Below are 14,552 nucleotides of genomic sequence, written 5' to 3'. Positions count from 1 at the left end.
TCTTGCGCCGTGTTTTGGCGGTTCGGCGAACTCCAAAACGGATTTCGTTGAAAAGATTGGATTTTTGCATGGCCCACGCGCGGGTGTTCACCAATGTCCCGGCAGATTTCGCCGGGTCGCGCGTCAGGCTTTGCCGGGCGGAGGGTAAACCTTGTCACTGACGGCTATGCTCAAGACGGCGTCGTCCGGGCTGAACGCGGCTCAGATGAACCTGCGCGTCACGTCGGACAACATCGCCAACGTCAACACGTCCGGCTACGTCCGCAAACAGGTCGACCAGACGCCGCTGGTCGTCGGCGGCCAGGGCATGGGCGTCGACATCCAGGGCGTCCGGCGGATCACCGACCAGTATCTGCAGCTCGCCTCGCTGACCGCGTCATCGGACGCGTCGCGCTGGGACGTGTTCTCGCAGTACCTCGACAACGCCCAGAGCCTGTTCGGCAACCCCGGCAAGGAAACCTTCTACTTCTCGCGCCTGGACCAGATCTTCACGGCCTTCGCCGCGGCGGCGGACGATCCGTCGTCGAGCCTGCTGCGCAGCCAGGGGATCTCCAAGGTCGAGGACTTCCTGACCGAGACCGGCCGCATCAACGCCCAGATCAACGAACTGGGCGAGACGGTCGATGCGCGGATCTCCTCGAACGTGAACCGCATCAACGACCTGCTGCGGCAGATCAACCAGATGAACGCCGACATCAGCCGCGCCAAGCTGACCAGCGGCGACGCGTCGGGTTCGGAGAACATCCAGAGCCAGCTGGTCGACGAACTGGCCACGCTCATGAACGTGCAGGTGGCGCAGCGCACCAACGGCGGGGTGACCATCCGCTCGTCGGAGGGGCTGCTGCTCGCCGGCGACGGCAAGGCTGCGACCTTGAGCTACAACCGCACGGACGCGACCAAAGGCTACATCGCGGTCGAGCCGGAGGGGGGCGTGGGCTTCCCGCAGCCGATCCAGATCTCGGGCGGCGAAATCCGCGGGCTGATGGACCTGCGCGACACCACCCTGCCGGGGATGGCCGATCAACTCGGCGAGTTCATCTCGCGCACGGTCGAGCAGATCAACGCGGCGCACAACAAGACCACGGCCTCGCCGCCGCCGAAGGTGCTGAACGGCCGCGACACCGGGCTGGATCTGCCGACCGCCGTGGGCGGCTTCACCGGCAAGACGACGGTGGCGATCCTCGACAAGGACGGCGTGGTCCAGAGCCGCGTCGACATTGACTTCGACGCCGGGACCATGGTTCCGGGCGGCGCCTTCACGCCGGCCAGCTTCCTGACCAGCCTGAACACGGCGATGGGCGGGGCGGCGACGGCCAGCTTCACCAACGGGGCGCTCAGCTTCGCGGGCGTCGGCGACAACCGTCTCGCTATCGACGAGGGCACCTCGGCCAAGGCGGGGCGCGGCTTCTCGCACTTCTTCGGCCTGAACGATCTCGTCCGCTCCGGCGACATGATGAGCTACGAGACCGGGCTGCGCGGAACCGACCCGCACGGGTTCACGCCAGGTCAGACCATCAGCTTCCGGTTGGCGCAGGCGGACGGCAAGCCGATCCGCGACATGACCTTCACGATGCCCGGCCCGCCGGTCAATTCGATGGACGATCTGGTTGCGGCCCTGAACGATCCGGCGACGGGCGTCGGCGTCAACGGCTCGTTCAGCCTCGACGCCAAGGGCGCGCTGACCTTCACGGGCTCGGCGCCGCAGAACGCCACGCTATCCATAACCCAGGATCAAACGCAGCGCGGGGCGGCCGGGCCGTCGATGAGCCAGCTGTTCGGCCTGGGCGTGATCGTCCGCAACGGGCGGGCCAGCAGCTACCAGGTGGATTCGGCGATCGCCCAGGACCCGATGAAGCTCGGTCTGGCGACGCTCGATCTGTCGGTGGCGGCCGGGAAGCCGGCGGTCACCGCCGGCGACGGTCGCGGCGCCCGGCTGCTGGCTGCGGCGGGGGACGTCACGACCACCTTCTCGCCCGCCGGCACGCTCGGCACGGTGACCATGACCCTGTCGCGCTATGCGGCCGAGTTCGGCGGCTCCATCGGCCGCCAGGCCGAGGCCGCGGACAACCGCAAGAGCGCGGCGGAGTCGGTGTCGAATGAAGCCCAGGCGCGCCGCGACGCGGTCGAGGGCGTGAACGTCGACGAAGAACTCGTCCGACTGACGACTTATCAACAGGCCTTCAACGCTTCCGCCCGCATGATCCAGGCGGCGAAGGAGCTGTTCGACGTCCTGACGAACATGGTTTAACGGAGCCTGACGATGTATCGCGTCACGACCGGCGGCAATTACAGCCTGGTTCTTCGGAACATCATGCTCGCCCAGCAGAAGCAGATGAGCGCGGGCGACCGCGTGGCGACCCAAGAGAACGGGGCGAACCTCAAGGACTATTCGCGCAACGCCGAGATGCTGACGGCCATGCGTTCGGTGGAGACCCGCACCGGCGGCTATCTCGACCAGAACAAGCTGATCGCCGACAAGCTGACGACCCAGGACTTTGCGATGACCCAGCTGGCCGACGCGGCGGCCGGCACCAAGCAAGCGATCGAAGAGGCCATCGCCACGGGCCGCACCGACACCCTGATGCAGGAGATCGAGGCGCAGTTTCGCAACGCCGTGTCGTCGATGAACTCGCGCTATGGCGGCAAGTACCTGTTCGCCGGCGGGAAGATCGACACCATGCCGGTCACCGCGCAGGCGCTGTCGGACCTGACCAATCCGCTGACCCCGGCGATCGCCGACTTCTTCCAGAACGACGACTTCATCACCGAGCACAAGGTCGACGACGCGACCACGGTGAAGACCGGGCTGCTGGCCGACGATCTGGGGACGCAGATGCTCCAAGCCTTCAAAACGCTGCAGGCCTTCCACGAGGCGACGCCGTTCGGCGGCACGATGACCGACGCGCAGCGGACCTTCCTGACCAACGAACTGGCCAACTGGGACACGGTCTCCAGCGACGTCATCGACAAGACGGCCCGCAACGGGATGGTGCAGGCGCGGGTAGATGACGTGAAGGTCGACCTGACGGCGCGCCAGAACAGCCTGAAGGGCATGATCGGCGACATCGTCGACGCCAACATGCCCTTGGCCTCGGTCGAGCTGGAAAAGGCGACCTTGGCGCTGCAGGCTTCGACGCAGGTGTTCATCACGCTGCGAGATTCTTCGCTGCTGAACGCGCTGAAGTAGGTCGCTGACGCGGGCGGCCTCGCAAATCGGGGCGCCAACCGCTACATAGCGCGCCATGAACGCGCTTTTCACAGACGCCGCCGTGGAAGCCGCGCGCGCCGCCGTGGGCCTCAAGCCCGGCGCGCGGGTCGTCGCGGCCATGTCCGGCGGTGTGGACTCCACCGTCACCGCCGCCCTGCTGGCCAGGGCCGGCTACGACGTCGTGGGCGTGACGCTGCAGCTCTATGACCATGGCGCGGCGATCCAGAAGAAGGGCGCCTGCTGCGCGGGCCAGGACATCCACGACGCGCGGACCGCCGCCGACGTCATCGGCATCCCGCATTACGTCCTCGACTACGAAAGCAAGTTCAAGCAGCAGGTCATCGAGGACTTCGCCGACGCCTACCTGCGCGGCGAGACGCCGGTGCCGTGCATCCGCTGCAATCAGACCGTCAAGTTCCGCGACCTGCTGGACGTGGCGCGCGACCTGGGCGCCGAAGCCATGGCCACCGGACACTATGTCCAGCGCGCCGAGGGCCGCCACGGGGCGCAACTGCTGCGCGCCATCGATCCGGCCCGTGACCAGAGCTACTTCCTGTTCGCGACGACGCGCGAGCAGCTCGACTTCCTGCGTTTTCCGCTGGGCGGCCTGCCCAAGCCGGAAGTGCGCCGGGTGGCGGCGGAGCTCGGCTTGGCGGCCGCGGACAAGCCTGACAGCCAGGACATCTGCTTCGTGCCGGAAGGCCGCTACACGACGATCATCGACCGCCTGCGCCCGCAAGGCGCGGAAGCGGGCGACGTCGTGCACATGGACGGCCGGGTGCTCGGCCGCCACGAAGGCGTCACCCGCTACACGATCGGCCAGCGCCGCGGCCTCAACATCGCGGTCGGCGACCCGCTGTTCGTGGTCAAGATCGACGCCGACAAGCGCCAGGTGATCGTCGGCCCGCGCGAGGCGCTGCTGACCAGCGCCCTGACGCTGAAGGAAACCAACTGGCTGGGCGAAGGCGACGACATGGCTGACGCGGTCGGGCGGCCGGTGCTGGCGCGGGTGCGCTCCACCCGCGAACCGGTGCCCGGGCGGCTTGCGCTGCGCGGCGGCGTGGCGGCGGTCGAGCTCGACACCCCCGAAGAAGGCGTCGCGCCAGGCCAGGCCTGCGTCCTCTATGCGCCCGAGCAGCCCGAGCGGGTTCTGGGCGGCGGCTTCATCGACACGACGGAACGCGCCGCCGGCTGACGCTGGGGCAGCATTCCAATTCGCCAGGCGGAGAATTATATCGGCGGCATGACCCAAGCCGCCGATCCCGTCGTCATCGCCTCCTATGCCCGTACCCCGATGGGGAGCTTCCAGGGCTCGCTAAGCGCGCTCAAGGCCACCGAACTCGGGGCCGCCGCCGTCCGCGCCGCTGTCGAGCGGGCAGGGGTGTCGCCCGAAGCTGTCGAGCAGATCTTCATGGGCTGCGTGCTGCCGGCCGGGCTCGGCCAGGCGCCGGCCCGCCAGGCGGCGCTGGGTGCGGGCCTGCCGACCTCGGTCGAGGCCACCACCCTGAACAAGATGTGCGGCTCGGGCATGCAGGCTGCGATCATGGCCCATGACGCCCTGGCGGCCGGGACCGCCGATATCGTGATCGCCGGCGGCATGGAGAGCATGACCAACGCGCCGTACCTGCTGAACAAGCACCGCGGCGGCGCGCGCATCGGCCACGACACCGCCTTTGACCACATGTACCTGGACGGGCTGGAGGACGCCTACGAGCCGGGCCGCCTGATGGGTTCGTTCGCCGATGAGACGGCGCGGACCTACCAGTTCACGCGCGAGGCGATGGACGAGTTCGCGATCTCCTCGCTCGCCCGCGCCCGGGCGGCGACCGAGAGCGGCGCCTTCGCCCGCGAGATCGTTCCGGTCGAGGTCGTGAGCCGCAAGGGCAGTGAGACCGTCTCGACCGACGAGCAGCCGCTGAAGGCCGACCCGGCCAAGATCCCGACCCTGAAGCCGGCGTTCGGCAAGGACGGCGCGATCACCGCGGCCAACGCCTCGTCGATCTCGGACGGCGCCGCGGCGCTGGTGATGACCCGCGCCTCGGTGGCCGAGAAGCTGGGCCTGAAGGTGGTCGCCAGGGTGGTCAGCCACGCCGCCCACGCCCACGAGCCGGGCCTGTTCACCACCGCCCCCGTGCCGGCGATGCAGAAGGCGTTGAAGAAGGCTGGCTGGAGCGTCGACGACGTCGACCTGTTCGAGGTCAACGAAGCCTTCGCGGTGGTGGCGATGATCGCCGAGCGCGAACTCGGCATCGATCGCGCCAAGCTGAACGTCAACGGCGGCGCCTGCGCGCTCGGCCACCCTATCGGCGCCAGCGGCGCGCGGATCCTGGCCACCCTGATTTCGGCGCTCGAAGCCCGCGGCGGCAAGCGCGGCGTGGCCAGCCTCTGCATCGGCGGCGGCGAAGCCACCGCGATGGCGGTGGAGCTGGTCTAGCCGCTCTAACCGGTCATCCCGGCGAAGGCCGGGACCCAGCTCATAGGACTGGGCAGATCACGCTTCTAGCGCTGTGGCTGAATCTGGGTCCCGGCCTTCGCCGGGATGACCGGAGGATTAGAACGACAGCAGGTTGTTCAGGTCGTCGTTCAGGTCGCGCCAATCAGGATTGCTGTCCTCGATCAGGCGCAGCTTCCAGGCCCGGCGCCATTCCTTGATCTGGCGCTCGCGTTGGAACGCTGCGCCGCGGCTTTCGTGGGCTTCGAACCAAACGAGCAGGGTGACCTCATACTTGGCGGTGAAGGCTGAGCCCTGTCCCGCCTTATGGTTCAAAACCCGCTTGGCTAAGTCGTCGGTCGAGCCGCAGTAGAGCGTGCCGTTGCGCTGGCTCGCCATGAGGTAGGTGTAGAACACCTATCGAGCCGCCGCTCCCGTCGAGGCGGCGTCGTAGCGGACGCCGCTGGGGATCGACATGTCGCCAGGGTGCCATTCCTTGGGGCAGACGCCCTTCCAGGCGGCCTCGACCTTCACCGTCCGCTCGCCGTTGGCGATCGGCAGTTGGGCGCCGGTGGTGACCTGGGTTCCTTCGGCCTCGTAGCGGAGCGAGAAGTCGCCGCGGGCGACGCCCTTGGTGACGACCTTGCCGCGGGCGCCCATGTCGCAGACCGAGGCGAAGCGCAGGGAGTTGTCTTCCTGACGGGTGACGGCGTTTTCGCTGCAGTTGTCGCGCGTGCCCTGCGCGCCCATCCAGTCGACCTGGCGATCGACCTTCTCGTCGATGCAGACGAGCGTCGTCTGGACGGTGTCGCCGATGGTCAGGCGGGTTTCCCAAAGCCCGGGCTGGCGCGGCGGCGGACGCTTGATGTTGGCGCGCGTGACGCCGTCCGGATCGGTCACCGCAGCCGGCTGGCAGCCGCCGAGGGCGACGACCGCAATGGCGGCCCCGAGCAGATTTCGGATTGCGTACATGCGTCCCCCTCGACACCGTACGGTTGACGGGCCGAACCATACTTCTGCGCAAACGTTAAATTACGGACCATGAGCAGCGAACTTCGCGACAACCAAGCCGAGCAGCGGTTCGAGATGACCGAGCAGGGCATGACCTCCTGGGCCGACTATCGCCTCGCCGGCGAGCGGCTCTACATCGATCACGTCGAAAGCCCGGTTCCGCTGCGCGGCACCGGCGCGTCGGGGCGGCTGATGGCGGGGCTGGCCGCCAACGCGCGCGACCGCGGCTTGAAGATCGTGCCGATCTGCGGCTTTGCGGCCGCTTGGCTCCGCCGCAGCCATGAGTTCCGCGGCCTGCTGGCCTAGGTGCGGCCGGCCAGCGCCTTGATCGTGTTGCCGCTGGCCTCGCAGTCGGCGGCCAGCCGGCGGGCGATTTCGCGCACGCCGACCGGATAAGCCTCGCCGCCGTCGGCGATCTCGCCAGACAGCCTCTCGACCTCGGCCATGGCGGCCTCCAAGGCGGCGACATGCTCGCGCGCCAGGTTCCGCGCCTGCGCTTGCAGACGTCCGATCCGTTCGGCGAGGCTGGGCGCCGCCGTTGGGGTTTGATTGCCGGCCACCACACTGAGGGCCGCTGACGCACGCATCCGATTCACCATTTGGCGCTCCCAAAGCTGCACAGTCTGGAAGCGCCGCTGCAGGATGCGGGCCGGCCGGGCGTCAGACGCGGGAGGAGATCGCCTCGAGGGTCTGGACCTTGGCTTCGCAGTCCTCGGCCATCCGACGGGCCAGATCGCGCACGCCGGCCGGATAGGCCTCGCCGCCGTCGGAGATCTCGGCGGACAGGCGCTCGACCTCGATCAGGGCCAGGCTTAGGGCGTGGATGTGTTCGCGGGCCAGGGACTTGGCTTCCGCCTGGAGCCGCCGAATGCGTTCGGAAAGCTCACGGCCCGTAAGCGGCTTGGACTTGTCGGCCGAGTTGTCGGCCACCACGGAAAGCGGAGGCGTCATGGGTTCTTCCCCAGGCGGAGCTTCCTGTCCGCGGCCCCCGTCGGACCGCGTCGACAGCGCTCCCCAATCGACTTCACTACGCACGAAGCGGGGCCGTGGTTCCGGGCTTTCGAAACTTAACGATATCGCCTGTCGCACTGTGGAGTTTGGGTTACAGGCGTATAGCCAAGCTGGCGCTACGCTCGGTTGTTTCCCAAGTTGGAACAAGGGGTTATCCCTATTGCGCAGCTAGCGTTTGCCCTTGCGGAACCGCTCCTGGCTTTCGGCCCGCGCCTCGGCCCGGACCTTCTTGACCACCTCGCGGTCGGCGGTCTCGCCCTCGCCGGTGAGGGCGTCGTTGGCGAACTCCAGATCGAGCAGTTTGAGGCGCTTGATCTCGTCGCGCAGGCGCGCGGCGGTCTCGAACTCGAGGTCGGCCGCGGCCTGGCGCATCTTGGCTTCGAGGTCGCGCAGGGTGGCCTTGAAGTTGTCGCCCAGGAACGGCTTGCCGGCTTCTTCGGCGACGCCGGCCGGCACCAGCACGCGGTCCTTCTCGTACGGCGAGGCGAGGATTTCCTTGATCTGGCTCTTCACGCTCTCGGGCGTGATGCCGTGCTCGAGGTTATAGGCCTCCTGCTTCTCGCGGCGGCGCTGGGTCTCGGCCATGGCCCGTTCCATCGAGCCGGTGACGTGGTCGGCGTAGAGGACGACCTTGCCGTCGACGTTCCGCGCCGCGCGGCCGATGGTCTGGATCAGCGAGGTTTCGGAGCGCAGGAAGCCTTCCTTGTCGGCGTCGAGGATGGCGACGAGCCCGACCTCGGGAATGTCGAGGCCTTCGCGCAGCAGGTTGATGCCGATCAGCACGTCGAAGGCGCCGAGCCGCAGGTCGCGGATGATCTCGATCCGCTCCATGGTGTCGATGTCCGAGTGCATGTAGCGGACCCGCAGGCCCTGCTCGTGCATGTACTCCGTCAGGTCCTCGGCCATCTTCTTGGTCAGGACGGTGATCAGGGTGCGATAGCCGCGGGCGATGGTGTCGCGCGCCTCGGCGATGACGTCGTCGACCTGGCTGTGATTGTCCTTGGAGACCGGGCGCACCTCGACCGGCGGATCGATCAGGCCGGTGGGCCGGATGACCTGCTCGGCGAAGACGCCGCCGGAGCGCTCCAGCTCCCAGGCCGCCGGGGTGGCCGAGACGTTGACCGTCTGTGGCCGCATGGCGTCCCACTCCTCGAACTTGAGCGGGCGGTTGTCGAGGCAGGAGGGCAGGCGGAAGCCATACTCGGCGAGGGTGAACTTGCGCCGATAGTCGCCGCGATACATCGCGCCGATCTGCGGCACCGCCTGGTGGCTCTCGTCGATGAAGAGCAGGGCGTTCTCGGGGATGTACTCGAAGAAGGTCGGCGGCGGTTCGCCGGTGCGGCGGCCGGACAGGAAGCGGCTGTAGTTCTCGATGCCCGCGCAGGAGCCCGTGGCCTGGATCATCTCCAGGTCGAAGGTGGTGCGCTGCTCCAGCCGCTGCGCCTCCAGCAGCTTGCCGTTGGCCACCAGCCAGTCCAGCCGCTCCTTCAGTTCGTCGCGGATCTGGATGACCGCCTGATTGAGGGTCGGGCGCGGCGTGACGTGGTGGCTGTTGGCGTAGATCTTGATGCCTTCGAGGTCGGCGGTCTTCTTGCCGGTCAGCGGGTCGAATTCGCTGATCGCCTCGACCTCGTCGCCGAACAGCGAGATGCGCCAGGCGCGGTCCTCGTAGTGGGCGGGGAAGACCTCGATGGTGTCGCCGCGGCGGCGGAATGAGCCGCGCTCGAACGCCTGATCGTTGCGCTTGTATTGCAGGGCCACCAGGTCGGCCATGAGCTGCTTCTCGTCGAGCCGCTGGCCGGGCTCGATGGTGAAGGTCATGGCGGTGTAGGTCTCGACCGAGCCGATGCCGTAGATGCAGCTGACCGAGGCCACGACGATGACGTCGTCGCGCTCGAGGATCGCGCGGGTGGCCGAGTGGCGCATCCGGTCGATCTGCTCGTTAATCGAGGAGTCTTTCTCGATGTAGGTGTCGGTCCGCGGCACGTAGGCCTCGGGCTGGTAGTAGTCGTAGTACGAGACGAAGAACTCGACCGCGTTCTCGGGGAAGAACGCCTTGAACTCGGAATAGAGCTGCGCGGCCAGGGTCTTGTTGGGCGCCAGGATCAGCGCCGGGCGCTGGGTCTCCTCGATCACCTTGGCCATGGTGAAGGTCTTGCCCGAGCCGGTGACGCCCAGCAGCACCTGGTCCTGCTCGCGGCCTTCGAGGCCGGCGACGAGGTCGGCGATGGCGGTCGGCTGGTCGCCGGCCGGCTGGAAGTCGCTGACCAGCTTGAACCGCTTGCCGCCTTCGGATTTGGCCGGGCGGGCGGGCCGGTGCGGCTTCCACAGCATCGGCATGGCGTTTTCGTCGTAGTCGAAGCTCGCCGACATGTCGGCGACGCCAGGACCGGGATCGGCGGAGCGGGGCATGGACGTCAAGGTAGGATCGTTCATGGCCCAACGCTAGCGCGGGCGCGTGTCAGAACCTGTCAGCAGGGTGTCAGCCGCGCAGCAACGGCAGGTTCGCCTTCAGCACCTGCAGGAACTTGCCGGACATCAGCAGGATGGCGTTGTGGCCGCCGCCTGGGATGATCACCCAGCGCTTGGCCGGCGCCTGGATCTTCTCGAAGTAGGCGGCGGCCAGGGAGGTCGGGGTCTGGATGTCCTGGTCGCCCTGGATGATCAGCACCGGAACCGGGATGGCGGGGGCGGGGACGTCGTCGCTGTAGGCCATCAGGGCGGCCAGCATCTGGGTCGTGGTGTGCTGGCCGGCGGCGACCCAATCGCGGACCTGCTGGAGACCATAGTCGGGGGCCAGCAGCAGGCGGCCGAGCATGGTGCGCATCGTGCCGCGTTCGCTGGCGGGCGGGTGGGCCATGAGGACCTTGCGTTCGGCCAGCAGCGGCTTGACCCCGTCATAGGGCGGCGGACCGATCTCCCGAAGGCGAGCGAGGGCCTTATGGGCGCCGCGGGCCTCGAGGCGCTCGGCCAGTTCGCGGTAGCCGACCGCTTCGTTGGCGGCCATGTCCACGACCTGACCGGCGCCGACATAGGCCGCGAAGAGGTCTGGGCGTCGCCGGACCATCTCGACGCCGAGCACCGAGCCCCAGGAGACGCCGAGCAGGATCGCGCGCTCGTGACCCAAGCGGCGCAGGGCGTGGGCCACGACCTCCAGCCCGTCGCGGGCGATGCGGTCGAGCGTGAGGTCGACGTCCGCGCGGTTGCGGCCGAAGGTGCGCCCGGCGCCCGGCTGGTCCCACTGGACGAGGGTGAAGTCGCGCTCCCAGGCGCGGAAGTCCTCATAGCCCAGCGGCAGGAACGCCGTGCCGGGGCCACCGTGCAGCAGGACCAATACGGGGTTTTCGACGTCCTCGCCCCGGATCGAGACCCACTGTTCGACGCCATTGATCGATATGAAGCCGGCCTGGTCGATCCCGTTCGGCGTGCGGATCGCCTGGCGGCGGCGTGCGCCGGCGCGGGCCGCGGCCAGCCAGAGCGCGAGGCCGGCGACAAGGGCGATCAGCAGCAGAGCGATGGATGTCACGGCGACCTCGCGAGCTTCACTGCCAAGCTTGTACGACGAGACCGCCGGCGCTTCGAGACCCTTGCAGAGCATCGGAAGCTCGACGGCGGCGGGCGGCTGTGGCCATCGTGCGGCGATGACTGAGCTGTCGGACGTCTACATCACCGGTACGGGCGCGTTCCTGCCCGGCGCACCGGTCCCGGCCGAGCGCATCGAGGACCATCTTGGTCGGATCGGCGGCCGAGGCAGTCTGCTCGGGCGCCGGGCGCTGCGCTGGAACGGGGTCGAGACGCGCCACTATGCGCTCGACGACCAGGGGCGGGCGACCCACTCCAACGCGGGCATGTGCGCGCTAGCGATCCGCGCGGCGCTCGATGATGCGGGCCTCGGCCCGGAAGACCTGCAGTTCCTGGCGGCCGCCACGACCCAAGGCGACTATCTGGTGCCGGGCCACGCCGCCAACGTGCACGGCGAATTGGGCGCGGGCCCGCTGGAGATCGCCAGTTTCCAGTCGGTGTGCGGCTCGTCGCTGATGGCGGCCAAGGCGGCCTGGCTGTCGGTGCGGGCCGGGGAGCATAGGGTGACGGTCGCCGGGGCCAGCGAATTCTCCTCCCGCTGGTTCCAGCCGAGCTTCTACGAGGGCACGGCGCTGGTCGACGAGAAGGGGAGGCTGCGCGCCGAGGCCGACTATCTGCGGTTCACCCTGTCGGACGGCGCCGGCGCGGTGGTGATGGAGCCCGCGCCGCGGCCGACGGGGCTTAGCCTGCGGGTGAAGTTCATCGATCTGGTGTCGCTGGCCGACCGCTTCGATCCCTGCATGTGGGCGGGTGCGTCGGTCGAAGGGCGGACGGACCCGATGGCGACGTGGTCGTTCGCGGGTCCGGCGGCGGCCCACGCCCAGGGCGCTGTGGCGCTGCTGCAGGACTTCGAGCTGCTGAAGCGGGTGATCCGCGCCTGGGTCGGGGTTTATCTCGCCAAGGTCGACGAAGGCCGCATCGCGCCCAGGGAGGTGGACCACCTTCTCTGTCACTACTCGGCGCGTTCGCTGCGCGAGGAGATCGTTTCGCTGCTGGAGGCGACGGCGGGGATGATCCCCGAGGCGCGCTGGTTCTCAAACCTGCCGCGCGTCGGCAACATCGGCTCGGCTTCGATCTGGGTGATGCTGGACGAATTCATGCGCTCCGAGCGGCTGAAGCCCGGCGAACAGGTGCTATGCGTCGTGCCGGAGAGCGGCCGGGCCTTCGTGGGCTTCATGCTGCTGGAGGCGGTGGGATGAACGACGTCAGCGACGTGATGCGGCGGCTGACGGTCGTCTTCACCGAGTTCGAGGGGCGGCTGGAGCAGACGCCGCTGATCCGCAAGCTGACCCGCGGGCGGTTCACCCTGGACGACTACCGGACCTTTCTGAGCGGACTGCGCCAGCAAGTGAAGGACGGGGCGCTGTGGATGTCGCGCGCCGCCTCGAACATCGACGAGGAACACCTGGAGCTGCGCTCGATCCTGATGCGCCATGCGGTGACCGAACACAGGGACTTCCGGCTGCTGGAGGCGGACTTCGTGGCCTCGGGCGGCGAATTGGCCGCGATCCAGGGCGCGGAGAAGAACATCGGCTCCGAGGCGCTCTCGGCCTGGATGTTCCACGAGGCGTCCAAGCCCAATCCCTTCGGGCTGCTCGGCGCGATGTGGATCATCGAGGGGCTAGGCTCGATCAAGGCGGCGGAGTGGGGGGCGCTGGCCCGCCAACGGCTGGACCTGCCCGAGCACGCGGTGCGGTTCCTGCTCTATCACGGCGAGAACGACGCCGAGCACATCAAGGAGTTCGAGGAGATGCTCGGGCTGGTGCTGCCCGACGCGGCGACGGCCGAGCGGATCGTGAAGACCGCGCAGGTCACCGCCAGGCTCTACGCGTTGCAGATCGAGGAGATGACGGCTTGAGTACGGCGGACTTCGACCTCGCCAAGTACGATCCGCGCGACCCCGATCCCTGGCTGGCCCTCTACCTCGACCAGGGCCTGCCGATCGCGCTGGAAGCCAAGTCCGCGCTGCTGCGCGGCAACCGCTCGTGGTCGCGGCGCTGGCTGTTCCCGATCGCCCGTCCGGCGGTGTTCGCCTTCTTCATCCTGGTGAAGATCCTGCGCGGGCTGTCGCCGCATCACCCGAACCTGAACGGGGCGCTGCATCGGCTGATCCACTGGGGCCTGCGCAACTTTGCGAGCCCCGACGCCAACACCCTGATCCTGCGCCATTTTCACATCGGCACCGAACTGCTGGCCTTCATCAAGGCGAACGCGGGTCCGGTAGAGGTCGAGACCGTCCCGCTGCGCCCGCGCACCCTGAAGGACCTGGAAGACAACGTCTTCCTGCAGCACGACCTCAACATCTTCAATTTCATCATCCAGCTTAGCGCCAGCCTGCGCGCCCAGGGCCGCGACCTGGCGCCGGTCGAGCGGCCGGACTTCTCGATGATCTCGGACGAGCCGTTTGAACTGGCGCCGCTGCCGAACGGCCGGCTGAACTTCGCCGACGTCCAGACCGCGATCGAGGCCTACACGCCGATGTACGCCCTCTTGCTGCCGCGGGCGGATTTCGTGCGGGCGGCGCAGTCGCTGCAACTGGACGAGACCGTCGCGATCTACATCGGCAAGATCCTCGGCACCGACTACCACATGTCGTTCGTCAAGAACGGCCACCCGATGGTGCCGCTCTCGACCCTGACGGCCGGTCATCGGCTGATGATGCATGGGCTGGACTGCGAGGCGTTCCATGGCTGGCTGCGGCTGCTGAAGCAGCGCCAGGCCATGGGACTGAGCCTCGACCCCCGCAATCCGATCGGGGCGACGCCGGCCTAGCGTTCGGCGCGCTGGGCTTGGCGTTCGAGCGCCTCGCACTTGGCGGTCGTGACCTGCGGCCACGGGCCGGGGTCGGAGCCGATGCGGCGCAGCGCTTCCTCCTCGCTGATCCGTTCGCGGATAGCCAGTTGTTCGGCGGCGCGGTCGGCGAAGGCGCGCCCCGAGCGCATGGCGCTGTCGAACTGGGCGCGGGCGGCTGCGTCCTCGCGGCGGGCGATGGCGACCCGGCCGCCGCCGGTCGAGACGTTGGTCGCCTCGCGTCCCCAGCTCGGGCTCGGGAAGGCGGGGGTGGCGCGAAGATACCGCTGCATCGCGCACGCCTGCTGCACGCGCCAGGACGGCGCGGCGACGGCGGGCGTGGCGAGCCCGGCCGCAACAGTCAGCAGGATGACGTGCTTCAGCATCAGCGTCAGTTTGAGATCAGAATTGGGGCGCGTCCGTGGCGGACCACGCCTCGCGGGGCCGCAAGTTGGCATGCGCGACCACTATTAACCACCCCTCGTTCGGTGAACGGGAGTCGGAAAGAGTGCGCGCCGC

Annotated in this window: 15 protein-coding genes; 8 read left to right on the top strand and 7 right to left on the bottom strand. The window is 68.3% G+C overall.

The features are described 5' to 3' along the window. Positions 1 to 151 precede the first annotated feature (151 nt). From flgK to ACSQ2H_RS15545, 4 genes are read left to right on the top strand one after another with little or no spacing between them, the layout of a single operon-like run. The gene (gene flgK, locus ACSQ2H_RS15560; protein WP_436062292.1) at positions 152 to 2,248 is read left to right on the top strand and encodes a flagellar hook-associated protein FlgK; all 2,097 of its coding nucleotides are present in this window, start codon (positions 152 to 154) and stop codon (positions 2,246 to 2,248) included. A gap of 12 nt (positions 2,249 to 2,260) precedes the next feature. Further along, positions 2,261 to 3,187 carry a flagellin gene (locus ACSQ2H_RS15555; protein ID WP_436062291.1) on the top strand — a complete coding sequence of 309 codons (927 nt, stop codon included), beginning with the start codon at positions 2,261 to 2,263 and terminating at the stop codon, positions 3,185 to 3,187. A 55-nt stretch (positions 3,188 to 3,242) separates the two neighbouring features. Continuing rightward, the gene (mnmA, locus tag ACSQ2H_RS15550) at positions 3,243 to 4,403 is read left to right on the top strand and encodes a tRNA 2-thiouridine(34) synthase MnmA (protein ID WP_436062290.1); all 1,161 of its coding nucleotides are present in this window, start codon (positions 3,243 to 3,245) and stop codon (positions 4,401 to 4,403) included. 48 nt (positions 4,404 to 4,451) lie between these two features. Next, positions 4,452 to 5,642, top strand: a complete 1,191-nt coding sequence (locus ACSQ2H_RS15545; protein WP_436062289.1) for an acetyl-CoA C-acyltransferase — start codon at positions 4,452 to 4,454, stop codon at positions 5,640 to 5,642. A gap of 117 nt (positions 5,643 to 5,759) precedes the next feature. Here ACSQ2H_RS15545 and ACSQ2H_RS15540 read toward each other — a convergent pair whose 3' ends face one another. Then, positions 5,760 to 6,056: a GIY-YIG nuclease family protein gene (locus ACSQ2H_RS15540; RefSeq protein WP_436062288.1), complete on the bottom strand. Its 297-nt coding sequence runs from the start codon at positions 6,054 to 6,056 to the stop codon at positions 5,760 to 5,762. After that, positions 6,057 to 6,611 carry a DUF3617 domain-containing protein gene (locus ACSQ2H_RS15535; protein WP_436062287.1) on the bottom strand — a complete coding sequence of 185 codons (555 nt, stop codon included), beginning with the start codon at positions 6,609 to 6,611 and terminating at the stop codon, positions 6,057 to 6,059. It abuts the gene before it with no gap. Positions 6,612 to 6,680: 69 nt separating this feature from the next. Here ACSQ2H_RS15535 and ACSQ2H_RS15530 point away from each other — a divergent pair, with 69 nt between their 5' ends. After that, positions 6,681 to 6,956: a GNAT family N-acetyltransferase gene (locus ACSQ2H_RS15530; RefSeq protein WP_436062286.1), complete on the top strand. Its 276-nt coding sequence runs from the start codon at positions 6,681 to 6,683 to the stop codon at positions 6,954 to 6,956. Here the strand turns inward: ACSQ2H_RS15530 and ACSQ2H_RS15525 are convergent. The 4 genes from ACSQ2H_RS15525 to ACSQ2H_RS15510 all read right to left on the bottom strand — a co-directional run bounded on the left by ACSQ2H_RS15525 (position 6,953) and on the right by ACSQ2H_RS15510 (position 11,259). Then, positions 6,953 to 7,237 (bottom strand): hypothetical protein, encoded by a 285-nt coding sequence (locus ACSQ2H_RS15525; protein ID WP_436062285.1) that lies wholly within the window; start codon positions 7,235 to 7,237, stop codon positions 6,953 to 6,955. The two genes, ACSQ2H_RS15530 and ACSQ2H_RS15525, sit on opposite strands and share 4 nt — an antisense overlap. 73 nt (positions 7,238 to 7,310) lie before the next feature. After that, the gene (locus ACSQ2H_RS15520; protein WP_436062284.1) at positions 7,311 to 7,601 is read right to left on the bottom strand and encodes a hypothetical protein; all 291 of its coding nucleotides are present in this window, start codon (positions 7,599 to 7,601) and stop codon (positions 7,311 to 7,313) included. 228 nt (positions 7,602 to 7,829) lie between these two features. Then, the gene (uvrB, locus tag ACSQ2H_RS15515) at positions 7,830 to 10,073 is read right to left on the bottom strand and encodes an excinuclease ABC subunit UvrB (RefSeq protein ID WP_436062283.1); all 2,244 of its coding nucleotides are present in this window, start codon (positions 10,071 to 10,073) and stop codon (positions 7,830 to 7,832) included. A gap of 70 nt (positions 10,074 to 10,143) precedes the next feature. After that, positions 10,144 to 11,259, bottom strand: a complete 1,116-nt coding sequence (locus tag ACSQ2H_RS15510; protein WP_436062282.1) for an alpha/beta fold hydrolase — start codon at positions 11,257 to 11,259, stop codon at positions 10,144 to 10,146. 43 nt (positions 11,260 to 11,302) lie between these two features. Between ACSQ2H_RS15510 and ACSQ2H_RS15505 the strand changes: the two genes are divergently transcribed. Genes ACSQ2H_RS15505 through ACSQ2H_RS15495 form a run of 3 tightly spaced genes read left to right on the top strand, consistent with a single transcriptional unit; the run spans position 11,303 to position 14,015 of the window. Then, the gene (locus ACSQ2H_RS15505) at positions 11,303 to 12,442 is read left to right on the top strand and encodes a beta-ketoacyl-ACP synthase III (protein WP_436062281.1); all 1,140 of its coding nucleotides are present in this window, start codon (positions 11,303 to 11,305) and stop codon (positions 12,440 to 12,442) included. Continuing rightward, on the top strand, positions 12,379 to 13,101 hold the full coding sequence (locus ACSQ2H_RS15500) for an iron-containing redox enzyme family protein (protein ID WP_436062280.1): 723 nt from the start codon (positions 12,379 to 12,381) through the stop codon (positions 13,099 to 13,101). Before ACSQ2H_RS15505 ends, ACSQ2H_RS15500 begins: the two co-directional genes overlap by 64 nt. Further along, positions 13,098 to 14,015 carry a DUF6999 family protein gene (locus ACSQ2H_RS15495; protein ID WP_436062279.1) on the top strand — a complete coding sequence of 306 codons (918 nt, stop codon included), beginning with the start codon at positions 13,098 to 13,100 and terminating at the stop codon, positions 14,013 to 14,015. Before ACSQ2H_RS15500 ends, ACSQ2H_RS15495 begins: the two co-directional genes overlap by 4 nt. Here ACSQ2H_RS15495 and ACSQ2H_RS15490 read toward each other — a convergent pair. Next, positions 14,012 to 14,419 carry a hypothetical protein gene (locus tag ACSQ2H_RS15490; protein ID WP_436062278.1) on the bottom strand — a complete coding sequence of 136 codons (408 nt, stop codon included), beginning with the start codon at positions 14,417 to 14,419 and terminating at the stop codon, positions 14,012 to 14,014. The two genes, ACSQ2H_RS15495 and ACSQ2H_RS15490, sit on opposite strands and share 4 nt — an antisense overlap. Positions 14,420 to 14,552: the final 133 nt, after the last annotated feature.

The organism is Phenylobacterium sp. LjRoot97, assembly GCF_964254345.1.
In the GTDB taxonomy this organism is placed as follows: Bacteria; Pseudomonadota; Alphaproteobacteria; order Caulobacterales; family Caulobacteraceae; genus Phenylobacterium.
Note: the sequence above shows the minus strand (reverse complement) of the source record. Positions and strands in the feature narration are given on the sequence as shown.